General features: G+C 65.0%; 11 protein-coding genes. 3 read left to right on the top strand and 8 right to left on the bottom strand.

Annotated features, from left to right (window positions below; all coding sequences use genetic code 11):
• Positions 1–176 precede the first annotated feature (176 nt).
• The 3 genes from ACVIYL_RS42120 to ACVIYL_RS42130 all read right to left on the bottom strand — a co-directional run bounded on the left by ACVIYL_RS42120 (position 177) and on the right by ACVIYL_RS42130 (position 4629).
• Complete coding sequence (locus tag ACVIYL_RS42120; protein ID WP_028334515.1) at positions 177–1391, bottom strand: acyl-CoA dehydrogenase; 1215 nt, start codon at positions 1389–1391, stop codon at positions 177–179.
• Between the two features lie 169 nt (positions 1392–1560).
• Positions 1561–2637: a 3,4-dihydroxy-2-butanone-4-phosphate synthase gene (gene ribB / locus ACVIYL_RS42125; protein WP_028334516.1), complete on the bottom strand. Its 1077-nt coding sequence runs from the start codon at positions 2635–2637 to the stop codon at positions 1561–1563.
• A 264-nt stretch (positions 2638–2901) separates the two neighbouring features.
• The gene (locus ACVIYL_RS42130) at positions 2902–4629 is read right to left on the bottom strand and encodes a cation:proton antiporter (RefSeq protein WP_456781395.1); all 1728 of its coding nucleotides are present in this window, start codon (positions 4627–4629) and stop codon (positions 2902–2904) included.
• 59 nt (positions 4630–4688) lie between these two features.
• Between ACVIYL_RS42130 and ACVIYL_RS42135 the strand changes: the two genes are divergently transcribed.
• Both ACVIYL_RS42135 and ACVIYL_RS42140 read left to right on the top strand, forming a co-directional pair.
• Entirely contained in the window at positions 4689–5231 is a 543-nt protein-coding gene (locus ACVIYL_RS42135) for a DUF3124 domain-containing protein (RefSeq protein WP_456781396.1), read from the top strand.
• 60 nt (positions 5232–5291) lie between these two features.
• Positions 5292–6530 carry an aminotransferase-like domain-containing protein gene (locus ACVIYL_RS42140; RefSeq protein WP_456781397.1) on the top strand — a complete coding sequence of 413 codons (1239 nt, stop codon included), beginning with the start codon at positions 5292–5294 and terminating at the stop codon, positions 6528–6530.
• Positions 6531–6779: 249 nt separating this feature from the next.
• On the opposite strand, the gene ACVIYL_RS42145 is transcribed toward ACVIYL_RS42140, so the two are convergent.
• The gene (locus ACVIYL_RS42145; RefSeq protein ID WP_253587669.1) at positions 6780–8060 is read right to left on the bottom strand and encodes an amidohydrolase family protein; all 1281 of its coding nucleotides are present in this window, start codon (positions 8058–8060) and stop codon (positions 6780–6782) included.
• Between the two features lie 232 nt (positions 8061–8292).
• On the opposite strand from ACVIYL_RS42145, the gene ACVIYL_RS42150 reads away from it, so the two are divergent.
• On the top strand, positions 8293–8523 hold the full coding sequence (locus tag ACVIYL_RS42150; RefSeq protein WP_438080533.1) for a hypothetical protein: 231 nt from the start codon (positions 8293–8295) through the stop codon (positions 8521–8523).
• 89 nt (positions 8524–8612) lie between these two features.
• Here ACVIYL_RS42150 and ACVIYL_RS42155 read toward each other — a convergent pair whose 3' ends face one another.
• The 4 genes from ACVIYL_RS42155 to ACVIYL_RS42170 all read right to left on the bottom strand — a co-directional run bounded on the left by ACVIYL_RS42155 (position 8613) and on the right by ACVIYL_RS42170 (position 15524).
• Positions 8613–9431 (bottom strand): aldo/keto reductase, encoded by an 819-nt coding sequence (locus ACVIYL_RS42155; protein ID WP_438078792.1) that lies wholly within the window; start codon positions 9429–9431, stop codon positions 8613–8615.
• Positions 9432–9597: 166 nt separating this feature from the next.
• Entirely contained in the window at positions 9598–11178 is a 1581-nt protein-coding gene (locus ACVIYL_RS42160) for an alkaline phosphatase D family protein (protein ID WP_456781398.1), read from the bottom strand.
• Between the two features lie 314 nt (positions 11179–11492).
• Positions 11493–11924, bottom strand: a complete 432-nt coding sequence (locus ACVIYL_RS42165) for a hypothetical protein (RefSeq protein ID WP_456781399.1) — start codon at positions 11922–11924, stop codon at positions 11493–11495.
• A 126-nt stretch (positions 11925–12050) separates the two neighbouring features.
• The gene (locus ACVIYL_RS42170; RefSeq protein WP_456781400.1) at positions 12051–15524 is read right to left on the bottom strand and encodes an indolepyruvate ferredoxin oxidoreductase family protein; all 3474 of its coding nucleotides are present in this window, start codon (positions 15522–15524) and stop codon (positions 12051–12053) included.
• Between the last annotated feature and the right edge of the window lie 185 nt (positions 15525–15709).

The following is a 15709-nucleotide window of genomic DNA, read 5'->3' on the forward strand; positions in this document are numbered from 1 at the left end:
CCGGGATGGCCCGCAGGGCCAGACCCGGAATCTCGAAAGAAGGGAAAGGAACGCGGCGCGAGATTCCGGGTTCGCGCCGTCCAAGTCGGCTCTTGCCGACTTAGACATTTAAAATCTGCCGAACTCGGGTAAACCTGAGTTCGGTTGGCGCGCCCCGGAATGACGAGCAAGCGCCCTTACGAGAACGCCTGGATGCCGGTGATCGCGCGGCCGAGGATCAGCGCATGGACGTCGTGCGTGCCCTCATAGGTGTTCACCGTCTCGAGGTTCGCGGCGTGACGCATCACGTGATACTCGATCTGGATGCCGTTGCCGCCGTGCATGTCGCGCGCCATGCGGGCGATGTCGAGCGACTTGCCGCAATTGTTGCGCTTGACGATCGAGATCATCTCAGGCGCCATCTTGCCCTCGTCCATCAGGCGGCCGACGCGCAACGAGGCCTGCAGGCCGAGCGCGATCTCGGTCTCCATGTCGGCGAGCTTCTTCTGCACCAGCTGGGTGGCGGCGAGCGGCCGGCCAAACTGCTTGCGATCGAGCGTGTACTGCCGCGCGCGGTGCATGCAGTCCTCGGCGGCGCCGAGCGCCCCCCAGGAGATGCCGTAGCGGGCGCGATTGAGGCAGCCGAACGGGCCCTTGAGGCCGGAGACGTTAGGCAGCAGCGCGCTTTCCGGCACCACCACATTGTCGAGCACGATCTCGCCGGTGATCGAGGCGCGCAGCGACAGCTTGCCGCCGACCTTCGGCGCCGACAGGCCCTTCATGCCCTTCTCGAGGATGAAGCCGCGGATCTGGTTGTCGTGCGCCGCCGACTTGGCCCACACCACGAACACGTCGGCGATCGGCGCGTTCGAGATCCACATCTTGGCGCCGTTGAGCTTGTAGCCGTCAGCGACCTTCTCCGCGCGGGTCTTCATGCCGCCGGGATCGGAACCGGCGTCCGGCTCGGTCAGGCCGAAGCAGCCGACCCATTCCCCGGTCGCAAGCTTGGGCAGATATTTCTTGCGCTGGTTTTCGTCGCCATAGGCGTAGATCGGATACATCACCAGCGACGACTGCACCGAGTTCATCGAGCGATAGCCGCTATCGACGCGCTCGATCTCGCGCGCCACGAGGCCATAGGCCACGTAGCTCGCATTGGCGCAGCCATACTCCTCGGGCAGCGTCACGCCGATCAGGCCAAGCTCGCCCATTTCGTTGAAGATCTCGCGGTCGGTTTTCTCTTCCAGATAGGCCTTGGTGACCCGCGGCAGCAGCTTGTCCTGCGCATAGGCCCGCGCAGTGTCGCGGATCAGGCGCTCGTCTTCGGTGAGCTGGTCGTCGAGCAGGAACGGATCATCCCACTGGAAGCTGGCGGCAGCCGGCTTGTCCTTGGCCTGGGGGCGCACGCTCATGAAACATCCTTTCGCATCGTCTATCGGAAATTGGCGGATAAATTAAAGCGCTATGCTGCGAAGCGCAATTGAATTGGGACCTTCGTCATTCCGGGGCGATGCGTCAGCATCGAACCCGGAATCTCGAGATTCCGGGTTCGCGCTATCGCGCGCCCCGGAATGACTGACGTTAGGTCTCCAGCTTCTCGTTCGACACGATCTCGATGCCGAAACCTGACAATCCCTTGTAGTCATGCACCGACGAAGTCAGGTGCCGGATCGAGGTGACGCCGAGATCACGCAGGATCTGTGCGCCGACGCCGACCTCGCGCCACTGCCTGTGGCGATCGGCCTCCGCCGTCTTCTGCTCGCCAACCGGCTCGACCGGAACACCGGCGGCACCATCGCGCAGATATACCAGCACGCCGCGGCCGGCATCCTTGAAATGCCGCAGCACGGCTTCCATTCGCGCCGGCCCGGTGAACAGGTCTTTCACGATGTTCGGCTTGTGCAGCCGCGTCAGCACGTCCCGGCCGTCGCCGATGCCGTTATAGACGAAGGCGGCATGCATGATCTCATCGAACGGCGAGCGATAGGCGTAGCCCTGCAGCGGGCCGATCGGGCTTTCGGTGGTGAAGGTCGCGACCCGTTCGATCAGCTTCTCGCGCGCCTGGCGATAGGCGATCATGTCCGCGATCGTGACATGCTTGAGCTTGTGGGCGGCGGCGAATTTGGCGACCTGCTCGCCCTTCATCACGGTTCCATCGTCGTTCATCAGCTCGCTGATGACGCCTACCGGCGGCAGGCCGGAGAGCCGGCACAGATCGACCGCCGCCTCGGTGTGGCCGGAGCGCAGCAGCACGCCGCCGTCGCGCGCGATCAGCGGGAAGATGTGGCCGGGACGCGCGAAATCATTGGCGCCGGCATTGGGATTGGCGAGCGCGCGGCAGCAGGAGGCGCGTTCCTCGGCCGAGATGCCGGTGCCACCATCGGGCTTGTAGTCGATCGAGACCGTGAAGGCGGTGGTGTGGTTGGACTCGTTGTGCGCCACCATCGGGTCGAGCCGCAGCCGGCGGGCATCCTCGGTGGTGATCGGCGCGCAGACGATGCCGGAGGTGTGGCGGATGATGAAAGCCATCTTCTCCGCCGTACAGAACGACGCCGCGACGATCAAATCGCCCTCGCCTTCCCGGTCGTCATCGTCGGTGACGACAACGAGTTCACCCTTCGCAAAGGCTTGCAGCACTTCCTGGATCGTATCGGCCATTGTCCTGACATCTCGCTATATGCAGGCAGTGGATTAGCCGGGTTCCGATGTCAGCGCCAGTATCATTATGCAACCCGCCATGCATCCGGCAGGGATACCAGGAGGGGAGATTTCACCTCTCCCAAAGGGAGAGGTCGGATCGCATCGCTCGATGCGATCCGGGTGAGGGGTTCAGCCCTCTCGTGGGACTCGAGCCCCCTCACCCGCTGCGCAAATCGACCTCTCCCCGATGGGGAGAGGTGATGGACAGCCTTGAGACCGGCGTTACGGCAGCACCTCGCGCCGGTCGCTGAGCTGGACGTCCAGCTCGGCGCGCTTGTCGTCGAGCAGGCCGGCGTCGGCCGCCTCGATCACGGAATAGAGCTCGCCGGCGTCGCTGAGCCGGGTCACCGTCACGTAGTCGGCGCCGGCGCTGTAGAGGTCGTCGACGCCGGTCAGGAGGTCCGCGGTGGCAACGATCCGCGCGGTCGGATTGAGGGCGCGGACGTGGCGCACCAGCTTCTCATTGTCGGCGCCGACCAAGAGGAAATCCGGCACGCTCAGGATGATGATCTCGGCCTTGCCGATGCCGGCATGAACCAGGGTGTCGACATTGCTGATGTCGCCATAGATCACATGCATGCCGCGGTCGGACAGCGTGCGGAACACCAGCGGGTTGAAATCGATGACGCTGATCTGCTCGAGCAGCGACTGGTTCTGCCGCTCGATCTGGCTGATCAGCGCGCTCGCCGCGCGGAAAAAGCCGAGGATGACGATGCGCCGGATCTCGCCATGTCCGTCCTCGTGCCCGGCCTCGCCGCGGCCTTCCTGGTCGAGGTCGCGCAGCCCGATCCGCTTCAACGGACCAATCAGGCCGCGCACGATCTGGTCGCTGCGTCCCATCGCGAAGGTCGAGAGCACCGCCAGCACGACGAAGGCGAACGAGGCCGCACTCGCGGTTTCGGTTCCGATGTGGTTGGCGGCGACGCCGGTCTGGATCACCACCAGCGAGAACTCGGAGATCTGCGCCAGGTTGATCGCCGGCAGCAGGCTGGCGCGCAGGCCCTGCTTCATCAGATAGAGCGGCGTGAACGTCGTGATCAGGCGGCTCGCCACCGTGAAGGCCGCGATGACGAGCGCAAGCCAGATCACCGAGAGGCTCGGAATCGGGATCGTCATGCCGAGCGCGACAAAGAACAGCGTGATGAAGAAATCCCGCAGCGTCGTGACCTTGGCGGTGACGTCGAGCGCATAGGGAAAGGTCGAGATCGAGACGCCGGCGACCAGCGAGCCCATCTCGCGCGACAGATGCAGCCGCTCGGCGATCTCGCCGATCAGGAAGCACCAGGCGAGCGCGCCGAGCAGCACGAGCTCGGGCCGCCGCGCGATCTGGTGGAACAGCCGCGGCAGCACGTAGCGGCTCAGCACCAGCGCGGTCGCGACCAGCACCGCGACGCGGGCAATCGACAACAGCACGACGCTGATCTGCAGATTGTCGAGGCTCGGCTGCACCGCCAGGAACAGGATCGCGAAGATGTCCTGCAGCACCAACACGCCGAGCGTGATGCGGCCCGGCAGCGTATCCAGCTCGCGCTTCTCGTAGAGCACCTTGACGATGATCACGGTCGACGACAGCGCGCAGGCGACGCAGAGATAGATCGCGTCGAACTTGCCGCCGCCGACCGCAAGCCCGATAGCGGCAAAGAACGCCACGCCGATCAGGCAGCCGCCGATCAGCTCGCCGGCTCCCGCGAACAGGATGACCTTGCCGGCACGGATGATCTTCTTGAGGTCGATTTCCAGCCCGATCATGAACAGCATGAAGATCAGGCCGAGCTCGGAGATGACGCTGATCGATTCCTGGGACTTGACCCAGCCCATGCCGAATGGACCAATGAAAAAGCCGGCGATAAGGTAGGCCAGTATCAGCGGTTGCCGGGAGAAATGGGCCAGCAGCCCAATCCCCCAGGCAAGCAGGATACAGAGCGTGATATCGGGAATCAGTTCATGCATGCGTCAAAGACTTCCTGTTGCCGCAACCTAGAGGGCCGGGCGTGAGGATCAACCGAGCAATGTGTCACATCCGCGCAGGCGGCATTTTTCTCGCAGTTTTGCTCTGCCTGCTCACCGTGCGCATGTCAGAGGCGCTAGCACAATCCTCGGCAAGTATTGAACAAAATTTCGCGAACTCGTTGACGACGGTGCCATCGGAGGGCCTCACCGCCTCCGGTGCATTCTACGTGCCGGTGTATTCCAGCGTGTCGATGAGCCAGGGCAAGCTCAGGGCCGATTTTTCGGTGACGCTCAGCGTACACAACGCCTCCGAGACGAAGCCGCTGGTGCTGAAGCGGATCGGCTATTTCGACACATCAGGCAAGATGGTGGAGAGCTACCTCAAATCGCCGGTCGCGCTAAAACCGTTTGCGACCGTCGAGGTCGCGATCGCCACGACCGATACCCGCGGCGGCACCGGCGCGAATTTCGTGGTCGATTGGGCGGCCGCCGGCGAGATCGCGGAACCGACGGTCGAGGCCCTGATGGTCGGCAGTGTCGGCGCAGGGCACTACGCCTTCATCAGCCAGGGCCGGCCGATCCGGCTGGTCGGCAAGAACTAACTTCACGGAAGACTGCTTGCCGCGGCCTTCTCAACGACAACAACACGGAGCGAAACGTCCATGTCCACCTCAGCCCAGTTCGACTTTGCACCGCTACTCCCGGCCGGCCTACCTGCCCCGGCCGCACGCTGGACCGGGCTCGCCAAATACAGCTTCGTCGGCGGCAACAACGATCCCGACCAGGTCCCGGTCGACGGGCTGCTGGAGGCGGTCAACGCCGTGCTGAAGCGCGAGGGCAGGAATCTGGCGACCTACAATCTCGCGCACGGGCCGCAGGGCTATCTGCCGCTGCGCCAGTTCCTGACCGAGAAGCTGAAGCGCGACGCCGGGATTGCCTGCACGCCGGACGAGATCATGATCGTCTCCGGCTCGCTGCAGGCGCTCGATCTGATCAATCACACCTTGCTCGCCAAGGGCGATACCGTGCTGATCGAGCAGGAAACCTATCAGGGTTCGCTGAACCGGCTGACACGGCTTGGCGTCAATGCGGTCGGCATTCCCCTCGATGGCGAGGGCATAAGGATCGATGCGCTGGCTGCGGCACTCGCCGATCACAAGCGGCGCGGCATCACGCCGAAATACATCTACACCATCCCGACGGTGCAGAACCCGACCGGCTCGATCCTTCCCGAGAGCCGCCGCGCCGAGATGCTGAAGCTCTCAAGGGAATACGGCGTGCCGATCTTCGAGGACGATTGCTATGCCGATTTGATCTGGAGCGGCGAACGGCCGCCTGCGATCTATGCGATGAGCAAGCATGGCGGCGTGATCCATATCGGCTCGTTCTCGAAGTCGATCGCGCCTGCGCTGCGCGTCGGCTTCATCGTCGCGCCCTGGGGGATCATGTCGCGAATGCTGCCGCTGAAGACCGACGCCGGCTCCGGTGCATTGGAGCAGATGGTGCTCGCGGAATATTGCGCGCCGCATTTTTCGACCCACGTGCCGCGCCTGACCAAGGGCCTGCGCGCCAAGCTCGATACGCTGATGGAGGCGTTGAACGAGCAGTTCGGCACCGCGGCCGAATTCGAGGCGCCCAAGGGCGGCATATTCCTCTGGGTCAAGCTGCCCGACAATGTCGACACGCTGAAGCTCTATCAGGCGGCGCTTGCCGCCGGCGTCTCGATCAATCCGGGACCGGAATGGTCGACCAGCAAGGCCCATTCCGGCAGCCGGCTCCGCCTCTGCTTCGCCAGCCCCTCGCACGAGCAGATCCGCGAGGGCGTTGCCGCGCTGGCCGAGGTGTGCCGCAAGGAGTTCGGCGTGCCGGCGCGCAGCAGCAATGTGGAGAAGCGCGGCTAGATCATGATGACTTTGCGCTGAAGCGAGTTGCGGACTCCGCTTCACCTCGCCCCGCGTGCGGGGAGAGGTCGGAACGCATCGTCAGATGCGTTCCGGGTGAGGGGGAGCCTCCGCAACCTCAGCTATCACCGGATATGCGGAGGCAGCCCCTCACCCCAACCCTCTCCCCGTAAGAACGGGGCGAGGGAGCGCAGCGCGCTTGCGGTCGCCATTCGATCTGATCTCATCATGCTCTACCGATCTGCGCGCCTACCTCACCGAGAACGGCGCCTGATAGGGCCGGCCGAACGGCACGCCGTTGACCACGGTCTGCACCGGCTTCAGCAGCAGATTGCCGTCGCGCTTGTTGTTGCGGGTATCGACGAAGGAGACCGGGCCTTCGACGAGATCCATGATCGCGACGTCGCCGGGCGCGCCACGCTGCAGCGTGCCGACCTTCGGGGTCCGGTTGATGATCCGCGCCGGCGCCGAGGTCGCCATCGCCACCACCTGATCCAGCGACGAGCCCATCGCCAGGAACTTGCTCATCACGTTCGGCAGGAACGGAATGCCGGGCGAGTTGCCCGAGAAGACGTGGATGTCGGAGGAGATCGTATCGGGCGCGCAGCCGGCGGGGATCGCGACTTCGGCCACCGTGAAATCGAAGCTGCCGCCGCCATGGCCGACGTCGAACAGCACGCCGCGCTGCTTGGCCGCGAGCGCCGCCGGCAACAGCTTGCCCTCCTGGACGATATTGGTGAAAGCGCCGGACATGTTCGGCGCGCCGGAATAGGCGTGGGTCAGGATATCGCCCGGCCGCAGCAGATCGAGGATGTCGGACATCAGCTCCCTGGTCTCGACGCCGCCGATATGTACCATCATCCGCGCCGGCCAGCCGCACATCTCGCAGGCCTGGATGCCGCGCTTCAGCGGCTCGAGGCCGTGCTTGAAGATGACGTTTTCCGACATCCGCACCTTGACCCCGATCAGGAAGTCGGGGTTCTCGGCCAGCGCCATCGCGCAGGCTTCGACCTGGGCGTTGTCGATGTTGTAGAGCTCGGCCACCGGGAATGCCGACAGGCCGTTGTTGGCGATGTGGACGAAGGCGTAGATCCGCGCCCGCGATTGCGCCACGATGAAGCGCCGCAGCGCCGCGAGGTTGTTGACGCCGGCGTCGCCCGCCGAGACGACCGTCGTGGTGCCCTGGAATTGCACCAGCTCGTCGGCGGGAATGCCGATCGCCGATCCGTACGGGTAGACGTGGCAGTGCAGATCGACCAGACCCGGCATCACGAGCTTGCCCGACGCGTCGATGGTCCTGGCGGCGCGAGCAGCCGGGATCTCGTCTTCGATCGCCTCGATGATGCCCCAGCGGATGCCGATGTCGCGCTTGCCGCGCAGCGACTGGCTGGGATCGATGACATCGCCGTTCTTGATCACGAGGTCGAACTTGTCGTCCGGCCCCATCGCCGCAGCGGCCGGCCTCGCGATGGCTGCGGCAGCGGCCGATCCCGTCACTTTCAAAAAATCCCGGCGTGAAAATTCGCTCATGGCAACGTCCCCCCGAACATTGATTTTTATGGCGCGATGATGCGTCGGACGCAGCGGTTAGGCAAGGCCGGGAAAGCCGCCCGTGCGCTCGCTCATCGGTTGTGCGCACCAACACGCGACGGCAGCAGCGTTCGAGGCAGTTGCTGAACAAGTGTTCAGAAAACTCCTCTGGTTCCTGAGGAACGTTTCAATCTCCGCACGGTTTTCTCTTCACTTATTTGAGGAGGATGAGATGAAAAAGATTGGCTTTGTTCTCGCGGCGGTTGGTGCGCTTGCGGTGGCCGTTCCGTCGATCGCGAGCGCCGAGACGGTCGTGATCAGACATGGCGGTCATCATCACTGGGACCGCGGCTGGGGCGCACGCGCCGAAATGCGCCATGACCGTGGCTGGCATCGCGGTTGGCATCATGGCTGGCATCGCGGCCATGACCGGACGGTGATCATCAAACGTCATCACTACTAAAAACCGACACAACGGAAAAAAGACCGACACAACGGAAAATGGCTCCTCACGGAGCCATTTTCTTTTCTACTTCCTCAGGGCCAGCGGCCTCAATCCCACGCCGGCGCAAACCCCGGATTGACGCAGCGCATGTCCTTGGGCAGCGCCGCAATCGCCTTGCGGTCCGCGTCGTCGAGCTTGACCTTCAGTGCGTCGAGATTTGCCTTTTGGCTTTCGGCGCGCGAGGCTTTCGGAATAGCCGCCACTCCATCCTGATCGAGCAGCCATTTCAGCGCCACCTGCGCCGCGGTCGCATCATGCTTGCTGCCGATTTTCGCCAGCGTCTCGTCGGTGGCGAAGCGGCCCTGGGCGAGCGGACAATAGGCCACCAGCGGGATCGATTTCGCGGCGAGATATTTGCGCACCGGCGTCTGGTCCAGCATCGCGTGATATTCGATCTGGTTGCAGGCGATCGGCGCCTTGATGTCCTCGACCACGGTCTTGAGCAGCGCGGTGGTGAAATTGGCGACGCCGATCGCACGGGTCCGGCCTTCCTCCTTCAGCTTCATCAGCGTCTCGAAGACGGCAGGCAGCTTCATGCTCCGCGACGGCCAGTGCACCAGATAGAGGTCGACGTGATCGAGCCGCAGCTTCTTCAGGCTGGCGTCGAACGCTGTCCGGATCGCATCCGGCGCCAGGTTCTCGTGCCAGACCTTGGTGGTCACGTGCAGGTCCGTGCGCGCGACATTCGAGGCAGCGATCGCCGCCCCGATCGCCTCTTCATTGCCGTACATCTCGGCGGTGTCGATATGCCGATAGCCGAGCCCAAGCGCGCTCTCGACCGCCGCGCGGCAGGTATCGCCCTGCATGCGGAAGGTGCCGAGCCCGAGCTGCGGAAGGCTGATGCCCTGTGTCTGCAGATTTTCCATGGATAGCTCCTGACGCGTGGGAAGCCGATGCCATCGACGACCTCACGCCAGCAAATCGTTTCGTGGGAATGAAATTGGCAGGACTGCCAGGTGCAGTCTGCACGCAAACCGGCCCCTCGGGCAAGACGCCGGCAATCAAGATGTCGCGACGGGATCAGAGAGGGCGCTAGATGTGCTGCGCCATGATCTGGCCGGGCCGTGCGTCCGGCCGCGGCTCGATATCGACCGACCAGAGATCGTGGTTGTCGACGTCCTTCAGCGTCACCGTCATCACGCCGGTCTTGCCGTCGATGTCGACGCGGCCGAAGAATTGCAGGCCGAAGCACGGCGCGAGATTGTCGCCCTGCTCGGCCGAGCAGCCCTTCTGGTACATCGCCTTCGGGCCAAACGTGTTGTCGAGCTCGCCCGGCGACCAGGTGCCGGCATGCAGCGGGCCGGAGACGAACTCCCAGAACGGCTCGAACTCCTGGAACACCGCGCGATTCGGATCATAGTGATGCGCGGCGGTGTAGTGCATGTCGGCGGTGAGCCAGACCGTGTTGCGGACCCCGGCGCGCTTCATGAAGGACAACAGATCGGCGATCTCGTGCTCGCGCCGCGCGGGCGGGCCGTCACCGAGCGCGACCGCATCGAGGCTGACGAGGCCGATCGGCAGATCCGCCGCGATCACCTTCCACACAGCATCCGACGCCACCAGCTCCCGCTTCAGCCAGGCAAGCTGGCTCTGGCCGAGGATGCAGGCCTGCTCCGGATCGCCCTGCTTGTTCCAGCTGGAATCGCGATAGGAACGCATGTCGATGATGAAGACGTCGAGCAGCGGCCCGTAGGGAATCTTGCGATAGACGCGGCCATCGCGCTCCGGCATCAGCCGCATCGGCATGAATTCGTGGAAGACGCGGCGTGCCCTTGCCACCAGGCGCGAGCTGCCGTCCGCCTCATAGCCGGTCGCATCGGTGGTGCCGACCGGCGACCAGTCGTCGGCCACCTCGTGGTCGTCCCACTGCGCGAACATCGGCACCTCGGCGTGGAAGGCGCGGAAATTGTCGTCGAGCCAGTTGTATTTGTAGTTGCCGCGAAACTGATCGAGGCTCTGTGCGACGGCGGATTTCTCCTCGGTGACGATGTTGCGCCAGATCTCACCGTTGGGGAGTTTCTGCTCCGACGGCACCGTGCAATCGGCGTAGATGTGATCGCCGGAATGGATGAAGAAGTCCGGACGCTCGTCCAGCATGGTGCGGTAGCTGCGCAAGCCGCCGCGCGCGGGGTCGATGCCCCAGCCCTGCCCGACGACGTCGCCGGACCAGACGAACGAGACGGGACGCCGGTCGGCCGGCGCGGTTCGGAAATGGCCGACCCGGCTTTCGCCTGATGTGCCGTCGCGGTCCTCGAAGCGCACGCGATAGAATATGTCCTGGCCCGGCGGCAGGCCGTCGAGCAGCAGCTTGGCGGTGAAGTCGCGCTCGGGCAGCGCATCGGCGGACACGGTGCGCAGGATGCTGGCGAAGCTTTCGACCGCGGCGCATTCGATGTGCATCCGCGCGGCGCGATCGGCGCGCGCCCAGATGACAGCGGAATCGCTTGCCACGTCGCCGGACTGGATGCCCGCAATCGCGGGCCGATCCGCGGCGCGGCTCAGATATGGTTTGGCCAGCGCGCCGAATCCCGCCAGCGCGGCGGTCGACGCCGAGCGCACCAGAAGCTGGCGCCGGGTGAGGCCTCGCCGCCTCGCGGAGTTCGCTGTCGGCATCGAATAACCTTCGTCGAATCGCAACGAAGGTTTTGCCTGCGCTCCTTGACTCCGGCCTTACGGTTTCTTGACTCTCCGCCGACGGTTTTGCGACGGCGGGATGACTCGGGGGCGGCTGCTGGGACGGCGGCCCCGGATATCGAGCGCTCAAGCACCAAACCCGTCATCCTGAGGAGGTCGCGAAGCGGCCGTCTCGAAGGATGAACGGCCCGTCCGTGGCCGATCCATCCTTCGAGGCTCGCTTCGCTCGCACCTCAGGATGACGGGTCAAGGATTGACGCACTTCGAGAAAGCAGAGGCGCGAGAGCGCCGCCTCACCGATGCCAGTTGCAGATGCCGCCGGTGCGGCACGGCCAGGTCTGGATCCGTGTGTCGCGGGCTTCCGCATCGAGCGGGTTCGAGTGGCGGCGCGCGAGCTTGGCGCGGGCGGGCACGCGCGCTTCCGCGCGCTTCTTCTCGTGCGGCGCGGTCACCTTGGTCGTCCGCACGGCTTTCTTCGGCGCGACTTTCGGCTCCTCGACCTGCGGCTCGACATTCGCATGCTGATCGGGGCCATGGTCGGTCTTCGCCTCGACCGGAACGGGCTCGAACTGCGCCGGCGGGCCAAGCGGCTTCGGCGACAACACTGCGCGTGAAAGATCGAGGCTGAAGAACTCGCTGGGGCGATACTCGTCAGCCAACGCCACGCCGCCCCAAGCCAGGCACGCGGTACAAACGGTTGCAACAAAAGCGTTTTTCAGGACCATCAAACGGCCTCCTGAAATCACTCGAACAGACAGCCATCATGTAGGGGCTCGGCCGTGCGAATCCAGCCACCGCTTGCAGGCAGGGTTACCGGTCAACCAGGGCGGCCGTGGAAAGTTCCCCGGCCCCTACTCCGCCGCCTGCGCCAGCGGCTGGCTGATCGCGCGCTCCAGCCGCGCGCATTCGGTGCGGTAGCGGGCGACGTTGCCCTCCTTGACGTGGCCATAACCACGCACGAGCTCCGCAGCCTTCGCCAGCGCCACGAGGCGCGGCAAGTCGAGCGGCTTCCTGCCGTGGAGGTGACGCAGGATCATCGCCGAATACTCGACCGGCAATGCGCGCTCCATCTTGCGCTCGGCGGTGTAGCCGAAGATGTCGAACGCAGTGCCGCGCAGGCCCTTCAGCTTCGCGAGCATGCCGAACGCGGTGAAGATCCACGGACCGAATTCACGCTTCTGCAGCCGCCCGGTCACCGGATCGCGCTGGGCCAGCAGCGGCGGCGCCAGCAAGACCTTCAAGCCAGAATTGCCTTGGAATTGTTCCCTCAAGGCCTTGCTGAACTCGCCGTCGGAATAGAGCCGCGCGACCTCGTATTCGTCCTTGTAGGCCATCAGCTTGAACAGGCCCTTTGCGAAGGCTTCGGTCAGGTCCTGCGAGCCAGGCGCGGCGGCCGCCTCGGCGGTGCGGACGCGCGCGACGTCGTCGAGATAGCGCTTGGCGTAGGCCGCATCCTGATAGTCGGTGAGGAATTTGGCGCGGAACGCGATCGCCTCGTCCAGCGTCTTCTTTGCCGGCGCGGCGCCGGCGCTCTTGAAGCGTGCGGCGCTGACCACGCGTTGCAGATCATGCGCGGCGAGCCGGCCCCACGAGAACGCGGTCTTGTTCATCTCGATCGCGGCGCCGTTGAGCTCGATCGCCTTCAGGATCGCTTCCAGCGACAGCGGGATCGCGCCGCGCTGGAACGCGAAGCCGAGCATGAAGGCGTTGGTGGCGATGCTGTCGCCCATCAGCGCCGTGGCAAGCCCGGTGGCATCGAGGATGTCGAGATCGCCAGGCGTCACCGCGCCGTTCAGCGCATCGCGCATCGAGCTGGCTTCGAAGTCGATATCGGGATCGATCACGAAGCTCGCGGTCGGCAAGAGATCGGCGTTGACCACGGCGCGGGTGACGCCGCGCTCGGCGCGGCTCAGCGCCGGCACGCTGGTGGCGACGACGAGGTCGCAGCCGAGGATCAGGTTGGCATTGCCCGGTGCGATGCGCACCGTAGTCAGCATGTCGGAGGCGGGCGCGAGCCGGACATGGCTCATCACGGCGCCGTTCTTCTGCGACAGGCCGGTGAAGTCGAGCGTCGAACAGGCGAGCCCCTCGACATGCGCGGCCATGCCGAGCAGCGCGCCGATGGTGATGACGCCGGTGCCGCCGATGCCGGTGATCAGGATGTTGTAGGGATTGCTCAACGCGGCCACAGGCGGCGTCGGCAAGTCGGCGAACAACGCCTTGGGATCGGCGGCAGCGCGGTCCGCCTTGCGCAGCTTGGGGTCCTGCACCATCACAAAGCTCGGGCAAAAGCCCTCGATGCAGGAGAAATCCTTGTTGCAGTTCGACTGGTCGATGCGGCGCTTGCGGCCGAGTTCGGTCTCCAGCGGCTGCACCGAGACGCAGTTCGACGCCACCGAGCAGTCGCCGCAACCCTCGCAGACGCGCTCATTGATGAAGACGCGCTTGGCCGGATCGGGGAACAGCCCGCGCTTGCGGCGACGGCGCTTCTCGGCGGCGCAGGTCTGGTCGTAGATCAGGACGGTGAGGCCCTCGATCTCGCGCAGGGTGCGCTGCACGGCATCGAGCTCGCGGCGATGATGAATGGTAGCGCCGGCCGGGAAATAATTGGCGGGATATTTGTCTGGATCGTCGGAGACGATCGCGAGCCGCTTGGTGCCCTCCGCCCAGACCTGGTGTGCGATCTGCGACACCGTAAGGCCGCCCTCGGCCGGCTGGCCGCCGGTCATCGCAACCGCATCGTTGTAGAGGATCTTGTAGGTGATGTTGACGCCGGCCGCGGCCGCTGCGCGCAGCGCCAGCAAGCCGGAATGGGTGTAGGTGCCGTCGCCGAGGTTCTGGAACACATGCTGTTCGCTGGTGAACGGCGCCTGCCCGATCCAGCTCACGCCCTCCGCGCCCATATGCGAGATGGTCTGGGTGTTGCGGTTCGGCACCGACAGCGCCATGCCGTGGCAGCCGATGCCAGCCATGGCGCGGCTGCCCTCGGGGATCTTGGTCGACGAGTTGTGTGGGCAGCCCGAGCAGAAATACGGCGTGCGCTGCAGCTTCGCGGTGCCCGTGCCCTCGGCGGGGCGATCGAACGCCTCGAGTTTTGCCAAACGCTGCTCCAGCAGCGGGCTGCGGTGACCGAGCCGGCGCAGCCGCGCCACCACGGCGGCGGCGACCATGGTCGGCGTCAGCTCGCCCTCGCTCGGCAGCAAGGGAGCGCCGCTCTCGTCGCGCTTGCCGACCACCGAGGGACGCTTGGAGGCGTCCATGTTATAGAGGATGCGGACCAGCTGGTCCTCGATGAAGCCGCGCTTCTCCTCGACGACCAGCACATCCTGCAGGCCCTCGGCGAAGGCGCGCGCGCCGCGCGCTTCGAGCGGCCAGGTCAGCGCCACCTTGTAGATGCGCAGCCCGAGCGCCTGCGCATCGGCATCGGTGATGCCGAGATCGGCGAGCGCCTGGCGCAGATCGAGATAGGCCTTGCCGGTCGCCATGATGCCGAGCCGCGCCGGCTTCGAATCCAGCACGATGCGATCGAAGCGGTTGACGCGGGCGAAGGCCGCGACCGCCTCCATCTTGGGCCCGTGCAACCTGCGCTCGGCTTCGAGCGGCGGATCCGGCCAGCGGATCGAGAGCCCGTCCGGCGGCATCTCGAAATCGTCGGGCATGATGATCTTGATGCGATCGGGATCGCTGACGATCGAGGCTGAGCTTTCCACCGTCTCCGAGATCGCCTTGAAGCCGACCCAGCAGCCGGAATAGCGCGACAGCGCGAAGCCGAGGATGCCGAGGTCGAGATAATCCTGCAGCGTCGCCGGATTGACCACCGGCATCAGCGCCGAGGCGAACACCTGCTCGCTCTGATGCGCCAGGGTGGAGGATTGGCAGCCATGGTCGTCGCCGGCCAGCGCGATCACGCCGCCGTTCGGCGAGGTGCCGGCGGAATTGGCGTGCTTGAGCGCATCGAGCGAGCGGTCGACGCCTGGGCCCTTGCCGTACCAGATGCCGAACACGCCATCGACCTTGGCGCCGGGGAACATGCCGACCTGCTGGCTGCCCCACACCGCGGTCGCCGCCAGATCCTCGTTGAGGCCGGGGACGAAGGCGATGTCATGTTCCCTGAGGAAGGATTTCGCCCGCCACAGCGCGTGGTCGTACATGCCGAGCGGCGAGCCGCGGTAACCGGAGATGAAACCGGCGGTGTTCAGCCCCTGCGCGCGGTCGCGTTCGCGCTGCAACATGGGCAATCGGACCAGCGCCTGGGTACCGGAGAGGAAGATTCGTTTCGTATCCAACCGGTACTTGTCGTCCAGTCCAACTTCCATCAACGCCATCAGTTTCCCCGTCAGTCAGCCACGCCGGTCCGGACCGGTCTGATTATCTTCCGAAATGATCATGCATCAGCATGCACTGATTTTGTTATGCATGAACAGCCCCGTTCCATGGCCGCAGCACATATCTCATGTTGCCCATGCGAGGCCTCGTCGTTCTGCGAGGCCTTGCCGAACCCCGGCATCTT

The organism is Bradyrhizobium sp. USDA 3315 (assembly GCF_054056795.1).